The organism is Variovorax sp. Root434, assembly GCF_001426595.1.
In the GTDB taxonomy this organism is placed as follows: Bacteria; Pseudomonadota; Gammaproteobacteria; order Burkholderiales; family Burkholderiaceae_C; genus Variovorax.
In genome coordinates this window covers 510,918-531,219 of the sequence record NZ_LMEK01000025.1, presented here as the reverse complement: position 1 = coordinate 531,219, position 20,302 = coordinate 510,918, and the positions used below count along the sequence as shown (strand labels likewise).

Below are 20,302 nucleotides of genomic sequence, written 5' to 3'. Positions count from 1 at the left end.
ACTATTGCTGTCTGGGCGATGCCGAGGGGCCTTCAATCCCCTTGCAGCACGAGCGTGTCTTGGCGCATGTCGGTTGAACCGTCGCTTGCAAGACGTCCAGGCGCTCAGGGCGCTTTGTCGGTCGGGTCTCGATTTCATTGACATGGGTTTCCACATCGAAAGAAGTCCCGGCGCTCAGGGTCTTCAGAAGACCGGTGATCTCGGCAAGCCGGCGATGTGCTTTTCTTGTTGAATCGGCATCGCCTTTGACGGCGACGGCAAAGATGTCGGCGCGGTAAATGCCGTGCGTCGCTCTGCTCGTGTCCTTCTGTTCGATGAACCAGTTTGTCAGGGAGATGATCTGCTCCGACCCGAGGTGCGTGCTTGCCGAGGGGAACCGTACTTCGCGTTCGAGTCCGCCGAAAGAGCAGGCGGCGGTCCATGCAGGAGCGAGGGCGAAGGCGAGAGGGATGATGGCGTGGAGATATTTCATTCGGCTGTCTCGCGATTGATGCCCAAGATGTATGCAGCGATGCTGTCTGCGTTCACTCTTGCCTTGGCTCGGTTTCTTGCGTCTTTGACATTCAGTCTCGAGATCATTGTTCCGTACCACTCGTCGTTGGAGCTGAAGGTGTCTTCGAAGTGAGTGATTTCGTGAATCAGTGTGAGCAGCCGGGAGTCTCCGTCTAGAACTTCACTCGTTTCGAAATGGGCCTTGTTGTCCCACGTCAAGGTGCAAAAGTCGAGCCCAATCGCGATGGTGTGAGTGGCGGTATCTGGCTTGCATACCGCTGCAGCGGTACCTGAAGCGCTACCCATTACGCATGTCGCCAGCTTGCCACCTTCTGTGAAGCGGACGAAGTTCTTGGCCTCCAAACTGTTCAGCACGCGCACGCATGCGGCCAAGCCTTTCTGCAGATACTCACGCGTGCTTTGGTCGGCAATGCCAAACCACATCTTTGCGCGGGCCTGAGCCCCCTTGTCCCAGCGCTCCAATTCGGGGAGCCGCTTTTTCGTGATGTAGTCGACAGCCATATCGCGCAGTTTCATCGCCAAAGTAGCGAACTCCTTGTTCGTCATGTTCGGGCAGATGTTCTCGGTCTGCTCGGCCTCTGGGGGATGTGTGACGTTGTCGTCCACGGTTTTCTTGAAGGCGACCATTTCAAGCGCGGAGCCCGCGGTCGGCGTCATGGCCAACGCGGTGATGCTCGGTATGACACCCGCCGCATGCCAGTCCCCATCGTCGTATATCGCCGATTGCTGGAGCACGGAAAGTATGGGCTGCGGCACCGGGCAATGACACACCACCACGTCTCCCTCCAGCGCAGCCTCCGATATGAATTGCGGGCGCCGTGGTCCTCCTGCCTTGGCGATGATGCCGACGCTGTTGCAGCCCTCGCAATAGGCCCTGCCGCCGATCAACGCGACCTGATGGCCGTGCATATCGAGCATCGGACCGTCATACGGCAGCACTCTGCCGCCAGGGGCCGGCGGATCGCCGACCACGAGAATTTTTCGATCCATTCGGCACACCCCGAGTTGATGACCGGGGAGGTGTACGTGGCCGAGATGGAAATCACTGTCGTCTATCGTTAAACGACCGGTCGTTTTTCACGAAGACGAGGCGCGGTGCTACTTTCGGGTGCTTACGCGAAGGCTTCAGCGCCTTACATAATCGAACAAAGCTCGCCCTGGTCCACAGCGGCGGTCATCTGCAGGGAGATCCCATGTCCATCCACGACGGCGCGTGCGCACGCACGGCCTTGTCGCCATGACGCGGCGCGTCACCATTGCTACGCCGGCAGGCGATGCGCTTCAGTTCCATCGTCTGGCCGGTCGCGAAGCACTGAGCCAGCCGTACACCTTCGACGTCGATCTGCTGGGCAGCCACAACGCCATCGATCCCAAGGCGCTGCTCGGGAAAAGTGCCTCCGTCGCCATCGAGACGGAACACGGCGACACGCGCCATCTCGGCGGCATCGTGACCAGCTTCGGGCTGTCTCAAGAAGACAGCCGGCAGTCTTTCTACAAGATGCGGCTGCGTCCCTGGCTGTGGCTGGCAACGCGCAGAAGCGACTACCGCATCTTTCAAGACCAAACGGTTCCCGACATCGTGACGGCCGTGCTCGGGCGCTACGGCTATCCCATGGAGCAGAAGCTCAGCCGCAGCTACCGCGCCTGGGACTACTGTGTGCAGTACGGAGGGCCGACCGGCGGGGAAACGGACTTCGAGTTCGTCTCGCGCCTGTGCGAGCACGAGGGCATCTACTACTTCTTCCGCCACGAGGCCGGGCAGCACACGCTGGTCTTCGCCGACGATATCGCCAGTTCCCATGGCCCGTTGCCCGGCGGCGAAGAGCTTCGCTACCACCCCGACGAAAAGGCCGGCATGACCGGTGGCCTGGAGCCTGCCGAACGCGTCACCGAATGGATGCAGCACGAGAGCGTGCGCCCCGGCCGGCACCAGCGCCGCCACTATGACTTCGAGAAGCCCAAGGCCGACCTGACCACCCAGCGGCAGATGCCGCCCGGCCACGACCACGACGGTTTCGAGCAGTACGAATGGCCCGGCAACCACACCGAGCTCGGCGATGGCGAAACCTATGCGCGCGTGCGCAATGAAGAGCAATTGAGCGAGCGCAGCCGTGCGAGCGGGCGCTCCAACCGGCGCGACCTGGCGCCGGGCTTCACCATGCGCCTGGCCAGCCATCCCCGCGCCGACCAGAACCAGCAGTACCTGCTGCTCGGCGTGGACTACGACCTGCAGGAAAACCTCCAGGCCAGCGAAGGTGCGAGCGCCTCCGAGGGCTCCGTCCAGCGCTTTGCCTTCGACGTGCAGCCCACCACCTACGCCTGGCGGCCGAAGCGCAGCACCGTCAAGCCGCGCACGCGGGGGCCTCAGACCGCCGTGGTCGTCGGGCCGGCCGGCGAGGAGATCTGGACCGACAGGTACGGGCGGATCAAGGTGCAGTTCTTCTGGGACCGCCTGGGCCAGCACAACGAGAACTCCAGCTGCTGGCTGCGCGTGTCGCTCGGCTGGGCCGGCTCGACCTTCGGCATGGCCGCATTGCCGCGCATCGGCCAGGAGGTGGTTGTCGATTTTCTCAACGGCGACCCGGACCACCCCATCGTCGTCGGCCGGGTGCACAACGCCGACGAGATGCCCGCCTGGCAGTTGCCCGAGCAGAAGCACCTGGCGGGCCTGCGCAGCCGAGAGCTCAAAGGCGGCCAGAGCAATCACCTGGCGCTCGACGACACGAGCGGCAAGATCCAGGCGCAGCTCAAGAGCGACCATCAAAGTTCCAGCCTGAGCCTGGGCCACATCGGGCGCATCGACGACACCGCGGGGCGCAAGGACGATCGGGGCCAGGGCTTCGAACTGCGCACCGATGGGCATGGAGCCATCCGGGCAAAGGCGGGCCTGCTCGTCACGACCGAGCCGCGGCCCAACGCCCAGGCCCACATCACCGACATACGCGAGACGGTGGGCCGGCTGACGCAAGGCCGTGACCTTCACGAGAGCCTGGCGGAGGCGGCCAAGGGTGCCAAGGCACACGAAGCGGGCGATCAGGACGAAGTCGCCAAGGGCCTCAAGGAGCAGAACGACGCAATCAGGGGCAGCGGCGGCAACGCGGCCCAGGGCGAATTCCCCGAGTTCCAGGAGCCGCACCTGACGCTGGCGAGTCCGGCCGGCATCCAGGCCACGGCACAGGGCTCCACGCACATCGTGAGCGTCGAGCACACGGCCATCACCAGCGGGGCACATGCCAGCTTCGCCACCGGCAACAGCTTCCTGGTGAGCGCCAAGGACGCGGTGCGCATGGTCGCCTTCAACAACGGCATCCGCATGGCCGCCGCGGCGGCCGACATCGACATCACGGCGCTGAAGGACAGCATCAACGTGCTGGCCAAGCTCAACGTCAAGATGGAGGCCAACCGGATCACCATCACGGCGAAGGAAGAGGTTCTTATCAACGGCGGCTCCAGCTACACGCGCTGGAACTCCGGTGGCATCGAGAGCGGCACCAACGGCCTGTGGCGCGCGCATGCCGCGTCGCACTCGCTGGTGGGGCCGAAGAGCGACGGGCAGCCCCGGTTGCCCCAGCCGACGCAGCTGCCGCGGGGGCAGCTCGACCTGTACCACCAGTACGTGAAGGGCGACGGCGCCAAGCGCATGGGCGTCAAGCAGGGCGACTACACGGTGGTGGACTCCGAGGGCGCGACGCACAGCGGCCAGCTCGACAGGAATGGCTTCGCCACGGTGTCCGGTCTTCCTGTGGGGCAGGCCAAAGTGACCTTCGGCAAGGACCCGAGCGACCCGTGGGAGAAGGGCAGCTACTTTGGTCAGGCCGATCGGTGGTCTGCAAAGGCTGCGGTGGGCGCCGATGCCGCCGGTGCCGCGGGCGCTCCAGGTGGGGCTGCCGGCCTCGCCGCGCAGATCGGCCAGGCGGCCGGCACGGCGCGGCAGGCGCTCGGCGCGGTGCAGGCGATCCGGCAGGGTGGTGCCAAGGCGCTCCTGGGCCAGGCCGCACAGGCCGCCCCGGGCATCGTGCAGAGGCTGCCGGGCGCATCGGATCGAACGCCGGGCCGTACACCGGGCTTCGCCGGCTGAACGCAGCATCGCATCGACAACAAGACAAGCAATTTCGGGGAGAAGGAAAAATGGCAGGCGAGACGCCGCAACAGGATCGACTGGCCGAAGAGGAGCGCGAGCCTCAAGTGGCCGTCGCCCCGCTGAACACCATCGCGCAGGAGGACATCGGCAAGGGCGCAGCCAAGCTGGACGCATGGCTGCGAAGCATCAGCGACGGCTGGATCACGCTGGAGCGCCTGTCGACCGTGGCGGGCACCATTCCGGTGGTCGGCAACATCATGGCGCTCGCCGACGCGATCATGGACGTGGTTCGCATGATCCAGAAGAAGACCTGGAACCAGTTCCTGGAATGGGTCTCGCTGGTCATCAACGTGATCGGCGTCATTCCCTTTCCGCCGACCATGGCAGCCGCCCGCATGAGCTTGCGGCCCATGCTGGCGCTGATCAAGCAGAACATCGGGCGCGTGATCAAGGACCAGGCCGGACGCGCCTTCGCCAACGCGGGCGAGGCCATGGTCACGGTCGCAGTCGGCCACCTGAACGACACCATCGCTGGAGAGATCGACAAGTTCGTCGACGAGGCGATGGCGCTCCTCGACAGCATGCTGAAGGACTGTGCCGACATGGTGGATGCGATCGTGAATGCCCTGATCGACATCATGCAGCGCGGGCTTGGGGAGAAGCCGCTGCTGACGCTCACGCCACAGATGGAGAGGAAGACCTACGACCCCCACACCCAGACCACCATGGGCAGCCTGCTGGCCACGCTGAGCTCGTGGGGCACCTCGGCAGGCAATGCCGCAAAGACCGGAATCAACTACGCCAGCAAGAAGGCATCCGGCCTCATTCCCGAGTGGGCGGTCGCGAAGGTCAGGGAGCACATGGCCAGCCTGGTCGACATCAAGCAGGTTGCCCGCAGCAAGCTGCAGGCGATGGCCAGCGAAGCCGAAAGAAACAGCATCAAGTCGCTGCTCAAGGCTCTGAAGAAGGCCCTGCTCAGGCGCAAGAACCGGAAGGGCGGACTCGTGAACCCGTCCACGGGTGGCCGGGTGGACAGCGACAGGGCGGGCGGCGAGGTGGGGTTGTCCGCGGCACAGGCCGGCCCTGGCGGCGACCCCGGCTGCAAGAACTGCCCTGTTTCGGCGGCAACGCCCCACGCCATCAGCTTCGCCATGGGCTGCGAGACTTTCACGCACGTCGACTTCGTGCTGGCCGCGCCGCTGCCCATCACCTGGGCGCGCACCTACCGCAGCAATCTCGGTGCGTTCGATCAAGGCAGCCTCGGCGCGCGCTGGCTCACGCCCTACAGCACCCGCGTGGACATCGCCGTTGCCAAGCACGGCAAGCGCCGCGGGGAAAAGAGCCTGATCCATCACGGCGCCGACGGCCGCAGCCACGCGTACCCCTTGCTCGCCGTAGGGGAGAGCCACCGCGACCCCATCGAGGAAGTGACGCTCACCCGGCTGAGCGACACGCTCCTGGCGCTGGACTTCGGCAAGCCCATGCCGGCCGGCGCGCCGAGCGACTGGCGCGAGGCCTACGAACTCGTCGACACCGTCGCCGCCAAGGCAGGGGCGCAGGGCAAGCAGCACTTCCGCCTCGTGGCGCAGCATGCAAGCGATGGAACCGGCATCGGCCTGCGTTACGACCACGTGATTGCAGCCACCGGCGAGCAGGTACTGAGCGACATCGTCAGCAAGCAGGGCGACACCACGCTCGCCCATGTCGGCACCCGTCCCCATGCCCAAAGCGGACTCATCGAAAGCCTGTGGGAGATCAAGGAAGGCCAGGTCGTGCGCCAACTCGCGGCCTATGTCCACGATGCGCAAGACGATCTCGTCTCGGCCCGGGACGAAGACGGCGCAGCCTGGCACTACACCTACAGCCATCACCTCGTGACCCGCTACACCGACCGCACGGGGCGCGGCATGAACCTCGAATACGACGGCACCGGCGCCGACGCCAAGGCCGTGCGCGAGTGGAGCGACGACGGCAGCTTCGCGTTGAAGCTGGAATGGGACAAGAGCATCCGGCTGACCTACGTGACCGACGCCCTCGGCGGTGAGACCTGGTACTACTACGACATCCTGGGCTACACCTACCGGATCATCCATCCCGACCAGCTGGAGGAGTGGTTCTTCCGCGACGACGACAAGAACATCATTCGCCACATTCATACGGACGGCAGCGTCGACAGCTTCGTCTACGACGCCCATGGCAACCTGCAGAGCCACACCCGCGCCGACGGCGGTCGCATCCACTTCGAACACGACGCCCGTCACCGGGTGACGGGCATCCTCGATGCCGAGGGCGGGGTCTGGAAGCGAGACTACGACGACCAAGGGCACCTCACCGAAGAAATCGACCCGCTCGGGAACAAGACCGAATACGCCTACGACAAGGCCGGGCGCCCCGTGCGCGTCACCGATGCCAAGGGCGGTGTGAAGACGATGGCCTACACGCCCGCGGGCCAACTGGCCAGCCACACCGACTGCTCGGGCAAGACCACCCAGTGGGCCTATGACGGCCGGAGCCGATTGACCAAGGCCACCGACGCGCTCGGGCAGGTGACGCGGTACCGGTACAGCGAAGCAGCGCAGGCCGGGACGCAGGCCAGCGCCAGCCACCCAGGCCAACTCGAAGAGATCGTCCATCCCGACAACACCAGCGAGCACTTCGTGCACGACGCCGAGGGCCGCCTGCTCGCGCACACCGACGCGCTCGGGCGCCGCACGAGCTACAGCTACACCCGCGCGGGCCTCGTTGCCGGCCGCACCGATGCCGCGGGCCGTACGCTCAAGTACGGCTGGGACCTGCTGGGCCGCCTGAGCGAGTTGCACAACGAGAACGGCAGCCGCTACGACTTTCGCTACGACCCGGTCGGCAGGCTGCTCGAGGAGACCGGCTTCGACCGCAAGTCCACGCAGTACCGATACGACGAAACCAGCGGCGTGCTGGCCGAGGTCGTCGAAGCCGGGCACCGCACCGAGCTGGAGTTCGACCCGCTGGGCCGCCTGAGCGAGCGCAAGGCCGGGGAGCAGTCCGAGCGCTTCGCGTACGACGGCAACGGACGCCTGATCGAAGCCACGAACAGCGATGCCCGGTTGCAATGGTTCTACGACCGTGTGGGCAACCTGGTGCGCGAGCATCAGCACTACCTGGACGAGAAGCACACGGCTGTTTGGCAGCACGGCTACGACGAGCTCAACCAGCGCGTGACCACCATCCGCCCCGACGGCCACATCACCCAATGGCTCACCTACGGCTCGGGCCACGTGCACGGGCTGCTGGTCGACGGACAGGACATCCTGGGCTTCGAGCGTGACGACTTGCACCGCGAGGTTGGGCGCGAGCAAGGCAACGGGCTGACGCAGAAGCTGCACTACGACCCTGCCGGCAGGCTGCTGGAACAGCAGATCTCGCAGACCAGGGCTGGCGCGGTCGACGCCATCGGCATTCGCCGCAGCTATGCATACGACAAGGCCGGACAGTTGACGGCCATCGGCGACAGCCGGCGCGGTAACCTGAGCTACCGATACGACCCGGTGGGGCGATTGCTCGAAGCCAACAGCCGATTGGGCCGCGAGACCTTCGCCTTCGATCCGGCGGGGAATATCGGCAACCCTTCCGATGTCGATGCCAACGCGCAGGCAGCAGGCCGCATCACCACCCGCGTCGCCGTTCGCCTCGACGACCAAGGCCGCAGCACGGCAGGGCGGTTGATGGACAACCTGCTCAAGAGCTACGCCGGCACCTTCTATTCGTGGGACGAGCGCGGCAATCTGGTGGAGCGTGCCCGCAATGGGGAAACGACCGCCTTCACGTGGGACGGCTACAACCGCATGCGCAGCGCGACCACCTACGGCAAGACAACGACCTTCAGCTACGACGCGCTGGGCCGGCGCATCGCCAAGCGCACAAGCGATGCAGTGACGTTGTTCGGCTGGGACGGCGACACGCTGGCCTTCGAGAGCACGCAGAGTACCGAGGGGCAGCAGGAGTGGGCGCAGATCCGGCAGGCTCATGCTGTCGAACTGAGCGAGACGACGGACGTGAAGGCGCTGATGGCCGGCAACGGCGGGCGCTACGACATCGAGCAGGACCCGCTATGGAACGGGCAGCAGAAGAGAACGCCGGAGGCCTTCGCGAAGGAAGAGATCGCGTTCTACCAGTGCGACCACTTGGGCACGCCGCAGGAATTGACGGACCATGAGGGGCACATTGCCTGGTCGGCGAGCTACAAGGCGTGGGGGGAGGCGAAGCAGGCGATCAGCGAGGCGGGACGCAGGGCCGGGTTCCGTAATCCGATCCGATTCCAGGGGCAGTACTTTGACGACGAGACGGGGCTGCACTACAACCGGTATCGGTATTACGACCCGGTGAGCGGCAGATTTGTCTCCAAGGATCCCATCGGGCTGGCTGGGGGCAACAATCTGCACCAGTACGCACCGAATCCATCAGAGTGGGTTGACCCTCTTGGCTTGGCTGGCAATAGAGCTAATCGGCGCGCAGGGAACATCTTGCAGGACATGGATGCACGAAGCGGTGGTCATACGTACGCGCGACACGGAGCACACACCACGATGCCTGAGCAGGAACACCGGGCCATCACCGGTATTCCCCCTGATAACCCATGCCCAAAAAGACCGCGGCCGACCGACTCAACCCGCTTTCTAAGCAACGTGGATCAACTGGATTCGATTCAACGAGCAAAGCAGAAGATGGACGCTACCGGGCGCGATGCAGTGACCGTCGACATGGGACGGGTGATTGGCGAAGGGTACAAAGCCGGCGGAGGTTGTCCTGTCACCACGCAAAAAGCTACTGTGATCAAAGGACCCAATGGAATCATCACCGGGTATCCTGAGCTAGGACTAGGGAAGCCTTGATTTATGCAAATCTTTCTAGATTACATCCATGAGATGTACTACTACCTGCTCTCTATGAGCGACGACGATCTCGATGATTTCTATATCAACGACGAGAGTTGTCGCACAAAGCTTTTTAATGCAATGAAAGCCGATTTCGATACCTATGGCCCGAAGAGCAAGCAAAGGGTTCTGGAGGCAATCGAATTTATTCTGTCATCGGGTGATATCAACGGGTATTGGCGCGCCGTAGTGCCGCACGCAGTCCCACTCGATGAGGTCGAAGACAAGCCAGGCTACTTGCGCGAACTCTACAAGAAGCTAACAGGCCATGAACCCCCGCTCAGAGACTTCGGCCCCGATGTGCAATTGGTTGATGCGATCGGCCCTAATGGCATTGATGTCAGACTCTAGTACAACCGAAATCAGTATTACGCCTCGGAGAGTGGCGGTTCGTCTCAGGAGATCCGATGGGAGGAATGGCAAGAAGGTCCGTAGGCAATTCGGATACGCATTCTCAAGCGCTGATATGGTTGTTTAACTGACTTTCGGGACCGAGGCGACAGCGTGGACTAGCAGATCCGGCAGGCTCATGCTGTCGAACTGAGCGAGACGACGGACGTGAAGGCGCTGATGGCCGGCAACGGCGGGCGCTACGACATCGAGCAGGACCGGCTATGGAACGGGCAGCAGCAGAGAACGCCGGAGGCCTTCGCGAAGGAAGAGATCGCGTTCTACCAGTGCGATCACTTGGGTACGCCGCAGGAGCTGACGGATCATGAGGGGCGCATTGCCTGGTCGGCCAGCTACAAGGCTTGGGGTGAAGCCAAGCAGGCGATCAGCGAGGCGGGCAGGAAGGCAGGGTTCAGGAATCCGATTCGGTTCCAGGGGCAGTATTGGGATGAAGAGACTGGGTTGCATTACAACCGGTATCGGTATTACGACCCGCAGAGCGGACGGTTCGTCTCGAGCGATCCAATCGGGTTGCTCGGAGGTCACAACACACATGTATATGCATATGCGATCAATACAACGGAATGGGTTGATCCACTCGGATTAAGCGGGAATTCGGCGCAAAGACGTCAACAGAGACGTGCATCTGCGGGTAAAAAATGTTGCACCCCCTGTCCAAAATCCGGCCATTTGTATCGCGGAGTTGCTGCAAATCATCCGGCCTTGGCTGATGCAAAAAAAGGTATCGCTACTCCTGCTCTTTCTTCCGGAGGCGCATCAGTTGCCCAGCACAATGAAGGTGGATATTCTGGAGAAAGTCAATACACCTCCTGGTCTCGTGATAAGGAGATTGCTCGGTATCACGCAAATAAAGATGGGCCCGGCGGCGTCCTAATGAGCGCCCCACTAGGAGCCCCCAAAGCTGGGGATTGCTGGTCGTGGGAATTTTCTGACGATGCCTGGGGAGAGTCCGAAGTCCTACTTAAGGGCCGTCGTTCCGGCCTTGGAGTCCACAAACCATGATTCACTTGCTTGAGCTTAAAGAGTTTTTTCTAAATCAACCGAAAGAAGAGTGGGATGCCATTTTCTTGGAAGTTGATGAAAATTCAAATGCGCTGGCGAATTTTTCTCGCAAAGCAACTGCCCTTTCATTGAAAAATGAATTTTCAATTAAAAAAATTAGCACGGCGCGCGCGAACATCCAAGCCGTAGGACTGGATGATCTAATTGAGCGACTTGAGGAAATTGATAAGGAAAGTGTTTTGGATGTTCAAGAAATTCGGACGCCAGCGTGGGTTGGATTTTGCGTCTCCGAAGAAAGTCAGAGGATAATAGGCTGCACTTTTGTTAAAAACGTAAGGAGCGGAAAAAAAACGCCGCCAAATTGGGATGGAACTATTGGAGAGTTGAATAAATTCAATTCTTAACTCGATGCATCAACACCCAGATGCCGAAATCGCCGCCGAGCGTTAAATAGCGCCAGAGATCTAGCGGAAATTCCTCGCTCACAGCAAGCCGCCGGTTAATGGAGGTTTGGAAACGATCCGACGAAGTGTGGTGGAAAATTACTTTGGGATAAAGCAAAGAGAAGCAATCCAAAGAACTACGATTTCAGAAATAAAAGATATCAATTCAGGGTCAGAGTATTTATTCGCAGCCTCTACTAGGAGTAAAACACAAAGGATTAAATCATCTTCAAATTAATTTGAATGCATTTCGCGGTACAAGAATTATTATATTTAGATTCCACGCATCTCGAGCCGCGACAATTTTCAGCTTGCTGCACTTATCAAAAATCAGGGAATTAAATGCAACGACTCATATTGACGATACTGCTCTTGGCAACTAATACCAGTTTTGCTGGGGAGGCTGCATCCAGGGAAATTAATCTCGGCAAACTACACCAAAGATATGTAAAGGCAGGTTATTCGACCATGGATTTGCCGGAATTCAATAAGAGGGTCGCATTTTCTGGCGTAGTGATCGGCAGCCCGACCAACAGCTTCAAAAGAGGGTCAGATAGCGCGAATGGCGGTGTTTTGCTCAAAGTGGGCGTTGCCGGGTCGGAAAACGAACTGGCTCGTATGGTTGCCCGCGATGCCGCTACCGCAGAAAAAATGGCGGCCCTCACATCGGGTACTGCATTCAAAGCTACGTGCACCGTTGCGTTCGCATCGGGCACTGGCTATATCCCTTTGCAAGACTGCGTTTTCCCCTAGGCATGAATTAAACAATCGTCATCTCAAGTCCAGGGACGGTGGCGCCTTAGCGCAGGCTGCCCGCTTACGGTACACCGAAGCCGGTGATTCCGCGTAGGCCACCACCCTGTTCGGCTGGGAGGGCGACACACTGGTGTTCGAGAGCACGCAGAGCACCGAGGCTCGGCAGGAGTCACAGGCTCTGGCACGGCGACAGCGCGCACTACATCCAAGCGCCCCGACCCCAAGGAGAAAAGGGTAGAGCGCGCGACGGCACCGCCCATGCGCTGCAGATAATCCAGACATGATCGCGCTCGACTGCTACTACAGCCTCTCCTCCCCCTGGGCCTACCTCGGCGGCCCGCAACTGCAGGATATCGTGCGCCGCCACCACGTGCGGCTCACACTCAAGCCTTACGACTTCCAGGCCGTGGTGCCGCAGACCGGCGGCATTCCGCTGAAGACCCGGCCGGAGCCGCGCCGCACGTATCACGCGCTCGAGCTGGCGCGCTGGAGCGACTACCTCGGCATGCCGCTGAACCTGGCGCCTGCGCACTACCCCAAGGGCGCGCCGAGCGACCCGAACTGGAACAAGTACCCGGGCTGGATGGTGATTGCCGCGCAGCTGCAGGGGCTCGACGCGCAGCCGCTGTCGCACGCGCTGCTGCGCGCGCTGTGGGCCGAGGAGCGCGACACCTCGCAGGCGGAAGTGCGCATCGCGGTGGCCGACGAAAGCGGCTACGACGGCGCCTCGCTGCAGGCGCTGGAGCAGGCGGCCGAGACGCTGGCGGCCTATCGTGCCAACAGCGCGGAGGCGGTGGAGGCGGGCGTGTTCGGCGCACCGACCTTCATCCTGAACGGCGAGCGCTTCTGGGGGCAGGACCGGCTGGCGTTTCTCGATCGGGCATTGGACAAGCTGCGCCAAGCCAGCGGCGGATAATCCGGGGATGCGAATCCGCTTTACCAAGATGCAGGGAGCCGGCAACGATTTCGTCGTGCTGGACGAAACGCGCGGCACGCTGGGCCTCAGCGCCGCGCAGTACCGCTTCCTGGCCGACCGCCACTTCGGCGTCGGCGCCGACCAGATCCTCACCGTGCGGCCCTCGCCCGCGGAAGGCATCGATTTTCAATACGTCATTCACAACGCCGACGGCGGCGAGGTGGAGCAGTGCGGCAACGGCGCGCGCTGCTTCATGCGCTTCGTGAGCGAACACAAACTGACCGAGAAGACCGAGGTGCGCGTGCAGACGCTGGCCGGCGTCATCGAGCCGCGCATGGGCGCGGACGGCCGCGTGATGGTCGACATGGGCGCTCCCGTCTTCGAGCCCGAACGCATTCCCTTCGACACCGCCGGGCTCGACCCGCAGCATGACGGTGCATGGCAGAAGTGGCATCTTGCGCTCGGCACGCGTGCGGGCAGCGCTATCGTTTCGGTAGCGGTGCTGTCGATGGGCAATCCGCACGCGGTGCAGGTGGTCGACAACGTCGACACCGCCCCTGTGGCCGAGCAGGGCCCGCAGATCGAGCACCACCCGCGCTTTCCGCAGCGGGTGAACGCGGGCTTCATGCAGGTGGTCGACCGCTCCAACATCAAGCTGCGGGTGTTCGAGCGCGGCGCCGGCGAAACGCTGGCCTGCGGCACGGGCGCTTGCGCGGCGGTGGTGGCGGGCATCCGCCTCGGCCTGCTGGAGCGCCGGGTCGACGTGCAGACGCACGGCGGCATCCTCACGATCGAGTGGCAGGGAGAAGGCCAGCCGGTGCTGATGACCGGACCGGCCACCACGGTCTTTGAAGGCGATATCGAGGTGCCTGAGCTGCCATGACTCATTTCACGAACAACAACGACGCCAAAAACGCCATGAATCCGATCACCGAAGACGACATCGCGAACTACCTGGCGAACACGCCCGACTTCTTCGAGCGCCATGCGCAGTTGCTGGCGCAGGTGCAGCTCACCAGCCCGCACGGCAACCGTGCCGTGAGCCTGCAGGAGCGCCAGGCCGAGATGCTGCGCGAGAAGATAAAGGCGTTGGAGCACCGCCTGATGGACATGGTGCGCCACGGCACCGAGAACGTGGTCATCGCCGATCGCCTGCAGCGCTGGACCAAGGGCCTGCTGACCACGCGCGACCCGCGCAGCCTGCCGTACAGCATCGCGGTCGACCTGCAGTCGCTGTTCCTGGTGCCGCAGACGGCCATCAAGGTGTGGGATTGCGGCAGCGAATACCTCAACGAGGCCTATGCCCAGTGGGTGAGCGACGACGTGAAGGCGTTGGCCACTTCGCTGACCTCGCCTTACTGCGGGCTCAATTCGGGCTTCGAGGCGGCCAACTGGCTGCCCGAGCCGCAGGCGGCGATGTCGATTGCGCTGATTCCGCTGCGCCCCGACGCCGAATCGCCGGCCTTCGGCCTGCTGGTGCTGGCGTCGCCCGACGCGCAGCGCTTCAACGCCGAGATGGGCACCGACTTTCTCGAGCGCATCGCCGAGCTGGCGTCGGGCGGGCTTTCGCGGCTGCGTCCTTGAAACGCCCGCGCTGGTTGCGGCGGCCCTGGCAGGTCGCGCTGGCCGGCGCGTTGCTGGCCGTGGCGCTGGCGTATGCGGCCATCGGAGCGTTCATCTGGTCGCAGGCCGAAGAGCTGCTGGCGCATCCGCCGCAGCGGCCGGCCGACGCGGCACTGGTGCTCGGCAGTCGCGCCTATCTCGACGGAAAGCCGCACCCGTGCCTCGCCGGCCGGGTCGATACGGCATTGGCGATGGCGCATGCCGGCGTGGTCAGGCAGCTGGTTTTTTCGGGCGGCGTCGATTCAGAAGACGGCCGCACGGAGGCCATGGCGATGCAGGAGCACGCCGTGGCGGCGGGCTTTGCCGGGCCGATGTTGCTGGAGCCGGCGTCGACGTCCACACGGTTGAATCTTTCGCTGTCGCGCCCGCTGCTGCTGGCGGCCGGCGTGCGCAGCGTGGTGATCGTGTCGGAGCCGTATCACCTGTGGCGCGTCGAGCGGCTCGTGAAGATGAGCGGTTTCGACCAGAGCTTCGACGTGCAGTACGCGGCGGCGCCCACGTCATGCTGGCGGGCGCTCGGGCCGTTCTCCAAGGGCGCATTGCGCGAGCCGGCGGCCATCATCAACAATGCCGGCCATGGCTACCTCTTCTGAGCCGGTCGCATCCACTCCGCCGGACTGGATCGAGAAATACCTGGAGCACGTGCGCGTCGAGCGCCGGCTCGCCGCGCGCACGGTCGAGCTCTATGCCTTTCACCTGCAGGCCCTGCGCGACCACGCGGCCGAGGCCAGGCTGCCGCTGGACCGCGTGCAGACCGCCCACGTCCGCCGCTGGATGGCGCAGCTGCACAGCGCCGGGCGCGAGCCGCGCGGCATTGCGCTGGTGCTGTCGTGCTGGCGCAGCTTCTACCGCTGGCTGGGCCACGAAGGCCTGATCGGCTTCAACCCCGTGCAGGATGTGCATGCGCCCAAGGCCGGCAAGCCCTTGCCCAAGGCGCTGGGCGTGGACGACGCGGTGCGCCTCGCCGAGCTGTACGACCCCGAGGCCGACCCCTGGACCGAGGCGCGCGACGGCGCCATCGTCGAGGTGCTCTACGGCTGCGGCCTGCGCGTGAGCGAGCTCACGGGGCTCGACGCGCAGGCGAGCGGCACGGCGCGCGGCTGGCTCGATCTCGATGCGGGCGAAGCCAATGTGCTCGGCAAGGGCAGCAAGCGCCGCATCGTGCCGATGGGCAGCAAGGCGGCCGAGGCGGTGCGCGACTGGCTCGCGGTGCGCGGCGACTGCGCCGGGCTGGCCACCGCCCGGCTGCGCGACCCGCAGGCCGCGGCCGCGCTCTTCATCAGCGCCAAGGGCCTGCGGATGTCGTCGCAGGCGGTGTGGAAGCTGCTGCGCGAGCGCAGCTTCAAGGCCGGCCTTGCAGCGCCGGTGCATCCGCACATGCTGCGGCACTCCTTCGCGAGCCATGTGCTGCAGTCGAGCAGCGACCTGCGCGCGGTGCAGGAGCTGCTGGGCCACGCCAACATCGCGACCACGCAGGTCTATACACGGCTGGATTTCCAGCACCTGGCCAAGGTCTACGACGCGGCACATCCGCGTGCCAAGGCCAGGCCCGAGAACGACAAGTAAGCAAGCAACGAACAATGAAAACCCTTCGCCTCAAACCCGGCAAAGAGCGCTCGATGCAGCGCCGCCATCCCTGGGTCTTCGAATCCGCCATCGCACGAGGCGGCGCCGACTCCGGCGAAACGGTGCGCGTGGAGTCGCACGACGGCGCCTTCCTCGCCTGGGCGGCGTTCAGCCCCACGTCCAAGATCCGTGCGCGGGCCTGGAGCTTCGTCGAAACGCAGCGCATCGACGCCGCGTTCTTCGCCGCGGTGTGCGCCCGCGCCGTGGCCGCGCGCGGCCTGTTCGACCTGCAGAGCGACGGTGTGCGGCTGGTGCACGGCGAGGCCGATGGCCTGCCGGGGCTGATCGTCGACCGCTACGGCGACACGCTGGTGGCGCAATTTCTTTCGGCCGGCGTCGAGCGCTGGAAGGATGTGCTGGCCGATGCGCTGCTCAAGGCCACGGGCCTGACGAAGCTCTACGAACGCTCCGACGCCAGCGGCCGCGAGCGCGAAGGCCTGAAGCCGGTCACGGGCTGGCTGCGCGGGGAGGGCGCCACCGAAATCACGATCCGCGAGCATGGCTGGAAGCTGTCGCTCGACATCGCCACCGGCCACAAGACCGGCTTCTACCTCGACCAGCGCGACAGCCGCCAGCGCTTTGCCGAGCTGGCGCAGCACCGGCGCTTCCGGCGCGTGCTGAACTGCTTCTGCTACACGGGCGGGTTCACCGTTGCGGCGCTGGCGGGGCTGAAGGCCGCGGGCGCGCTCGAAGGCGCGGAGCTGGTGTCGGTCGATTCGTCGCAACCCGCGCTCGAACGCGCACGCGGCCATCTCGCGCTCAATGGCTTCGAAGGCCAGGGCATCCAGGCGGAGTTTCTCGACGCCAACGTGAACACCGTGCTGCGCGAGTTCATCGACCAGGGGCGCACCTTCGACGCCATCGTGCTCGACCCGCCCAAATTCGCGCCCACGGTGGCGCACGCCGAGCGCGCCGCGCGGGCCTACAAGGACATCAACCGCCTGGCGCTCAAGCTGCTGGAGCCGGGCGGCGTGCTGCTGACCTTCTCGTGCTCGGGCGGCATCAGCGCCGACCTGTTCCACAAAATCGTGGCCTCGGCGGGGCTCGATGCGGGCGTGGACGGCTACATCGCCGAGCGCCTGGGCGCAGCGCCGGACCATCCGATGACCATCGAATTCCCGGAAGGGGAGTACCTGAAGGGCCTGGTGGTGGTTCGAAAGCCAGCCTGAAGCCGGCTTGACCCTGCCAACAACGCAACTCAGTGGCACTGGCTAAACTGCCGGCCACGCCTTTTTCGCCCCCTTTTTCCTGTTTTCCGCTTCCGGAGCACTCCCTTCATGGCCCTCATTCCCGCGACCATCCTCACCGGCTTTCTCGGCTCGGGCAAGACCACGCTGCTCAAACGCATCCTGACCGAAGCCCACGGCCAGAAGATCGCGGTCATCGAGAACGAGTTCGGCGAAGAGAACATCGATAGCGACATCCTCGTGACCGAGTCGAAGGAGCAGATCGTGCAGATGAGCAACGGCTGCGTCTGCTGCACCATTCGCGAAGACCTGCGCGAGGCGCTGCAGCTGCTGGCCGCCAAGAAGCGCCAGGGCCTGCTGGACTTCGACCGCGTGGTGATCGAGACCACCGGCCTGGCCGATCCCGGCCCGGTGGCGCAGACCTTCTTCATGGACGACGAGATCGCCGAGAGCTACCTGCTCGACTCCATCCTCACGCTGGTCGATGCCAAGCATGCGCCGCAGCAGCTCAACGACCGCCAGGAAGCGCGCCGCCAGGTGGGCTTTGCCGACCAGATCTTCATCAGCAAGAGCGAGCTGGTGTCGGTCGAGGAGACCGATGCGCTGATCCACCGCCTGAAGCACATGAACCCGCGCGCGCCGCAGCAGAAGGCGCACTTCGGCGATGTGCCGCTGAAAGACATCTTCGACCTGCGCGGCTTCAACCTGAACGCCAAGCTGGACATCGACCCCGACTTCCTCAAGGAAGACGATCACGATCACCACGACCATGACCACGCGCATGGCGAGGCATGCGACCACCCCTCGCACAAGCACGAAGGCGGCCACGGCCACCATCACCACACCGACGACGACGTCAAGAGCTTCGTCTACAAGGCCGACCGCGCCTTCGACCCGGCCAAGCTGGAAGACTTCCTGGGCGCGATCGTCAATATCTACGGCCCGCGCATGCTGCGCTACAAGGGCGTGCTGAACATGAAGGGCACCGAGCGCAAGGTGATCTTCCAGGGAGTGCACCAGCTGATGGGCAGCGACCTGGGGCCCGAGTGGGGCAAGGACGAGGCGCGCCAGAGCCGCATGGTGTTCATCGGCATCGAGCTGCCGCGCGAAATTCTCGAGCAGGGCCTGGAGCAGTGCCTGGTCTGACCTAGGCTAACCCCCAGGCTTCGCGCACTTCGTGTCGCTGCGCCAACCCCCTTGCAGGGGGCAACACCAGCGGCCGGGCAAAGCCCGTTCCGCGGTGTTCCCCGACCAATCAGGGCTTACTTGCCCGCGCCGCCCATCGCCCCCAGCGGCTTGCCGTTGACCTTCAGGCTGCCGTCGCTGAACTCGACCTCGCCGGTCACGTCGTCGCCGTCGCGCTTCACGAAGCCCATGGCCTCGCCTTGCTCGACCAGGCCCGCCACCATTTCGGGCGGGGGCGTCTGGCCGCTCTCGGCGCCGGTTTCGGCCAGCTTCTCCAGCCACTTCATGGGCAGGCGCGCATGGGCCTTGAGTGCGCCGCGCTTCATCATCAGCGCGGTGCCCGGCAGTTGCAGGTCTTCGTCCGTCACGCCGGCCATGCTGACCGTGTAGCCGAGTTCGGCGCGCTTGCCGTCGATCTCGACCAGCATCCTGTCGAGGCCGGCCTCGGGGGCGTACTTGGCCATGGCCTTGAGGTCGGGCGCGAGCTGCTCGGCCAGCGCCTGCATCGCGGCCTGGGAGGCCTTGCTGCCGCCCTTGCCGCAGCCGTTGACGGCGCCGGACTGCATCCAGGCGTCGGCCAGCTTCTTGTAGCCGGCGGCATGGATGCGGCGCGCACTGCTGGTCAGCTCGAACTTGTCGATCTTCGTCTCGCCGATCTTGCCGGTGCCCTTGAGCGTGCCGCTCGATGTGTAGAGGCCCTCCTTGATGCTCGCCTCGCCTAGCAGGTCGAGGCCCTGGAGCACGACGGTCGGCAGCGCCTTCGGTGTTTCGGCCGCGGCCGCGCCGTCGGCGGCTGCCTTCTTCTTGATGGCGAATTCGAGGGTGTCGAGCCGGCCTTCGCTCTTGCCGGTGGCAAGGAACCAGCCGGCGCTGCTGTCCATGTCGGCCTTGGCGGTGAGCTTGCCCATCTTCATGGTGACGCCGCTGCGCGCGTCGCTGAAGTCCAGGCCGGGCACGGTGAGGTCGTAGCGCGCCTGGGTGCGTGCGGCGTTCACTTCCACGCGGGCCTGCGCGCCTTGCCAGTCGAGCCGGCCCTTGCCTTCCTCGGCCAGCTTGACGGGCGCGACGGTCAGGTCGGTTGTGACGGCGCCGCTGAAGCCGACCTTGGTGTGCGCGCTCAGGGGCTTGGCCTTGCCGAAGAACTTCTCGACATTGGCCTGCACCTTGGCGTCGAGCACCAGCTCGCTGTCGATGGTGGCCGCCGCCAGCGTGCCGCCGGCCAGCGGGCCGTGGTGGATGGTGTCGCGGATGGTGAGGCGCAACTGCTTCGGCGGCTTGATGCCGGCGTCTTCCTCGTCGTCTTCCTCCGCTTCGTCGCCCTCGGCGGGCTTGCTGGCGACGGCTGCGGCGGCATCGGGCGCGCAGCCGATTTCCAGCGTCACGGTGCTGACGGCGCCGAGGAAGCCGCGTTCGTACTTGCGCTCGGCCACGCGCACCAGCGCGGTCTGCTTCGGCAACTCGTCGAATGCGGTGTCGTAGCGCGACTTGATCTGCGAACCGGCCCACCAGGTGCTGCCGCCGTAGGCGACGGCGATGGCCGCGGCCAGGACTCCCAAAACTGCTTTCTTATTCAAGGCTTGCTTTCTTTTTGCGAATGATCGGATAGGCCCGGCCGCCATATGGACAAAGGCTCGGGCCCCGCGCTGCCC

At 64.2% G+C, this 20,302-nt stretch carries 15 protein-coding genes and 1 pseudogene; 13 read left to right on the top strand and 3 right to left on the bottom strand.

Going from position 1 to position 20,302, the window contains the following annotated elements; genetic code table 11:
* Position 1: 1 nt before the first annotated feature.
* Entirely contained in the window at positions 2–472 is a 471-nt protein-coding gene (locus ASD05_RS23185) for a hypothetical protein (protein ID WP_056597504.1), read from the bottom strand.
* Positions 469–1,503 (bottom strand): M35 family metallo-endopeptidase, encoded by a 1,035-nt coding sequence (locus tag ASD05_RS23180; protein WP_056597502.1) that lies wholly within the window; start codon positions 1,501–1,503, stop codon positions 469–471. The genes ASD05_RS23185 and ASD05_RS23180 overlap by 4 nt, the downstream gene beginning before the upstream one ends.
* A gap of 247 nt (positions 1,504–1,750) precedes the next feature.
* Between ASD05_RS23180 and ASD05_RS23175 the strand changes: the two genes are divergently transcribed.
* The 13 genes and pseudogenes from ASD05_RS23175 to ASD05_RS23125 all read left to right on the top strand — a co-directional run bounded on the left by ASD05_RS23175 (position 1,751) and on the right by ASD05_RS23125 (position 18,614).
* Positions 1,751–4,591 (top strand): type VI secretion system Vgr family protein, encoded by a 2,841-nt coding sequence (locus ASD05_RS23175; RefSeq protein WP_056597957.1) that lies wholly within the window; start codon positions 1,751–1,753, stop codon positions 4,589–4,591.
* A 50-nt stretch (positions 4,592–4,641) separates the two neighbouring features.
* Complete coding sequence (locus tag ASD05_RS23170) at positions 4,642–9,462, top strand: RHS repeat-associated core domain-containing protein (protein WP_082572257.1); 4,821 nt, start codon at positions 4,642–4,644, stop codon at positions 9,460–9,462.
* A 33-nt stretch (positions 9,463–9,495) separates the two neighbouring features.
* On the top strand, positions 9,496–9,855 hold the full coding sequence (locus ASD05_RS23165; RefSeq protein ID WP_235508070.1) for a hypothetical protein: 360 nt from the start codon (positions 9,496–9,498) through the stop codon (positions 9,853–9,855).
* Positions 9,856–10,017: 162 nt separating this feature from the next.
* Positions 10,018–10,503 (top strand): annotated as a pseudogene (locus ASD05_RS31095) (RHS repeat-associated core domain-containing protein); the annotation flags it as partial.
* Between the two features lie 410 nt (positions 10,504–10,913).
* Complete coding sequence (locus ASD05_RS30250) at positions 10,914–11,321, top strand: hypothetical protein (protein WP_157610236.1); 408 nt, start codon at positions 10,914–10,916, stop codon at positions 11,319–11,321.
* A gap of 381 nt (positions 11,322–11,702) precedes the next feature.
* Positions 11,703–12,113: a hypothetical protein gene (locus ASD05_RS30245; protein WP_157610234.1), complete on the top strand. Its 411-nt coding sequence runs from the start codon at positions 11,703–11,705 to the stop codon at positions 12,111–12,113.
* A gap of 283 nt (positions 12,114–12,396) precedes the next feature.
* Positions 12,397–13,032 (top strand): 2-hydroxychromene-2-carboxylate isomerase, encoded by a 636-nt coding sequence (locus ASD05_RS23155; protein WP_056597496.1) that lies wholly within the window; start codon positions 12,397–12,399, stop codon positions 13,030–13,032.
* A 7-nt stretch (positions 13,033–13,039) separates the two neighbouring features.
* A complete protein-coding gene (gene dapF, locus ASD05_RS23150; protein ID WP_056597495.1) occupies positions 13,040–13,915 on the top strand; it encodes a diaminopimelate epimerase in 876 nt (291 codons plus the stop codon).
* A complete protein-coding gene (locus tag ASD05_RS23145; protein ID WP_007838428.1) occupies positions 13,912–14,616 on the top strand; it encodes a DUF484 family protein in 705 nt (234 codons plus the stop codon). The genes dapF and ASD05_RS23145 overlap by 4 nt, the downstream gene beginning before the upstream one ends.
* Complete coding sequence (locus ASD05_RS23140) at positions 14,613–15,248, top strand: YdcF family protein (RefSeq protein WP_056597493.1); 636 nt, start codon at positions 14,613–14,615, stop codon at positions 15,246–15,248. Before ASD05_RS23145 ends, ASD05_RS23140 begins: the two co-directional genes overlap by 4 nt.
* Complete coding sequence (locus ASD05_RS23135) at positions 15,232–16,221, top strand: tyrosine recombinase XerC (protein ID WP_056597955.1); 990 nt, start codon at positions 15,232–15,234, stop codon at positions 16,219–16,221. Before ASD05_RS23140 ends, ASD05_RS23135 begins: the two co-directional genes overlap by 17 nt.
* A gap of 14 nt (positions 16,222–16,235) precedes the next feature.
* Positions 16,236–17,450 (top strand): class I SAM-dependent rRNA methyltransferase, encoded by a 1,215-nt coding sequence (locus ASD05_RS23130; protein WP_056597491.1) that lies wholly within the window; start codon positions 16,236–16,238, stop codon positions 17,448–17,450.
* Between the two features lie 108 nt (positions 17,451–17,558).
* Positions 17,559–18,614, top strand: coding sequence for a CobW family GTP-binding protein (locus tag ASD05_RS23125; RefSeq protein WP_056597489.1), 1,056 nt, complete (start codon positions 17,559–17,561; stop codon positions 18,612–18,614).
* A 116-nt stretch (positions 18,615–18,730) separates the two neighbouring features.
* On the opposite strand, the gene ASD05_RS23120 is transcribed toward ASD05_RS23125, so the two are convergent.
* Positions 18,731–20,227, bottom strand: coding sequence for a YdgA family protein (locus tag ASD05_RS23120; protein ID WP_235508069.1), 1,497 nt, complete (start codon positions 20,225–20,227; stop codon positions 18,731–18,733).
* Positions 20,228–20,302 lie beyond the last annotated feature (75 nt).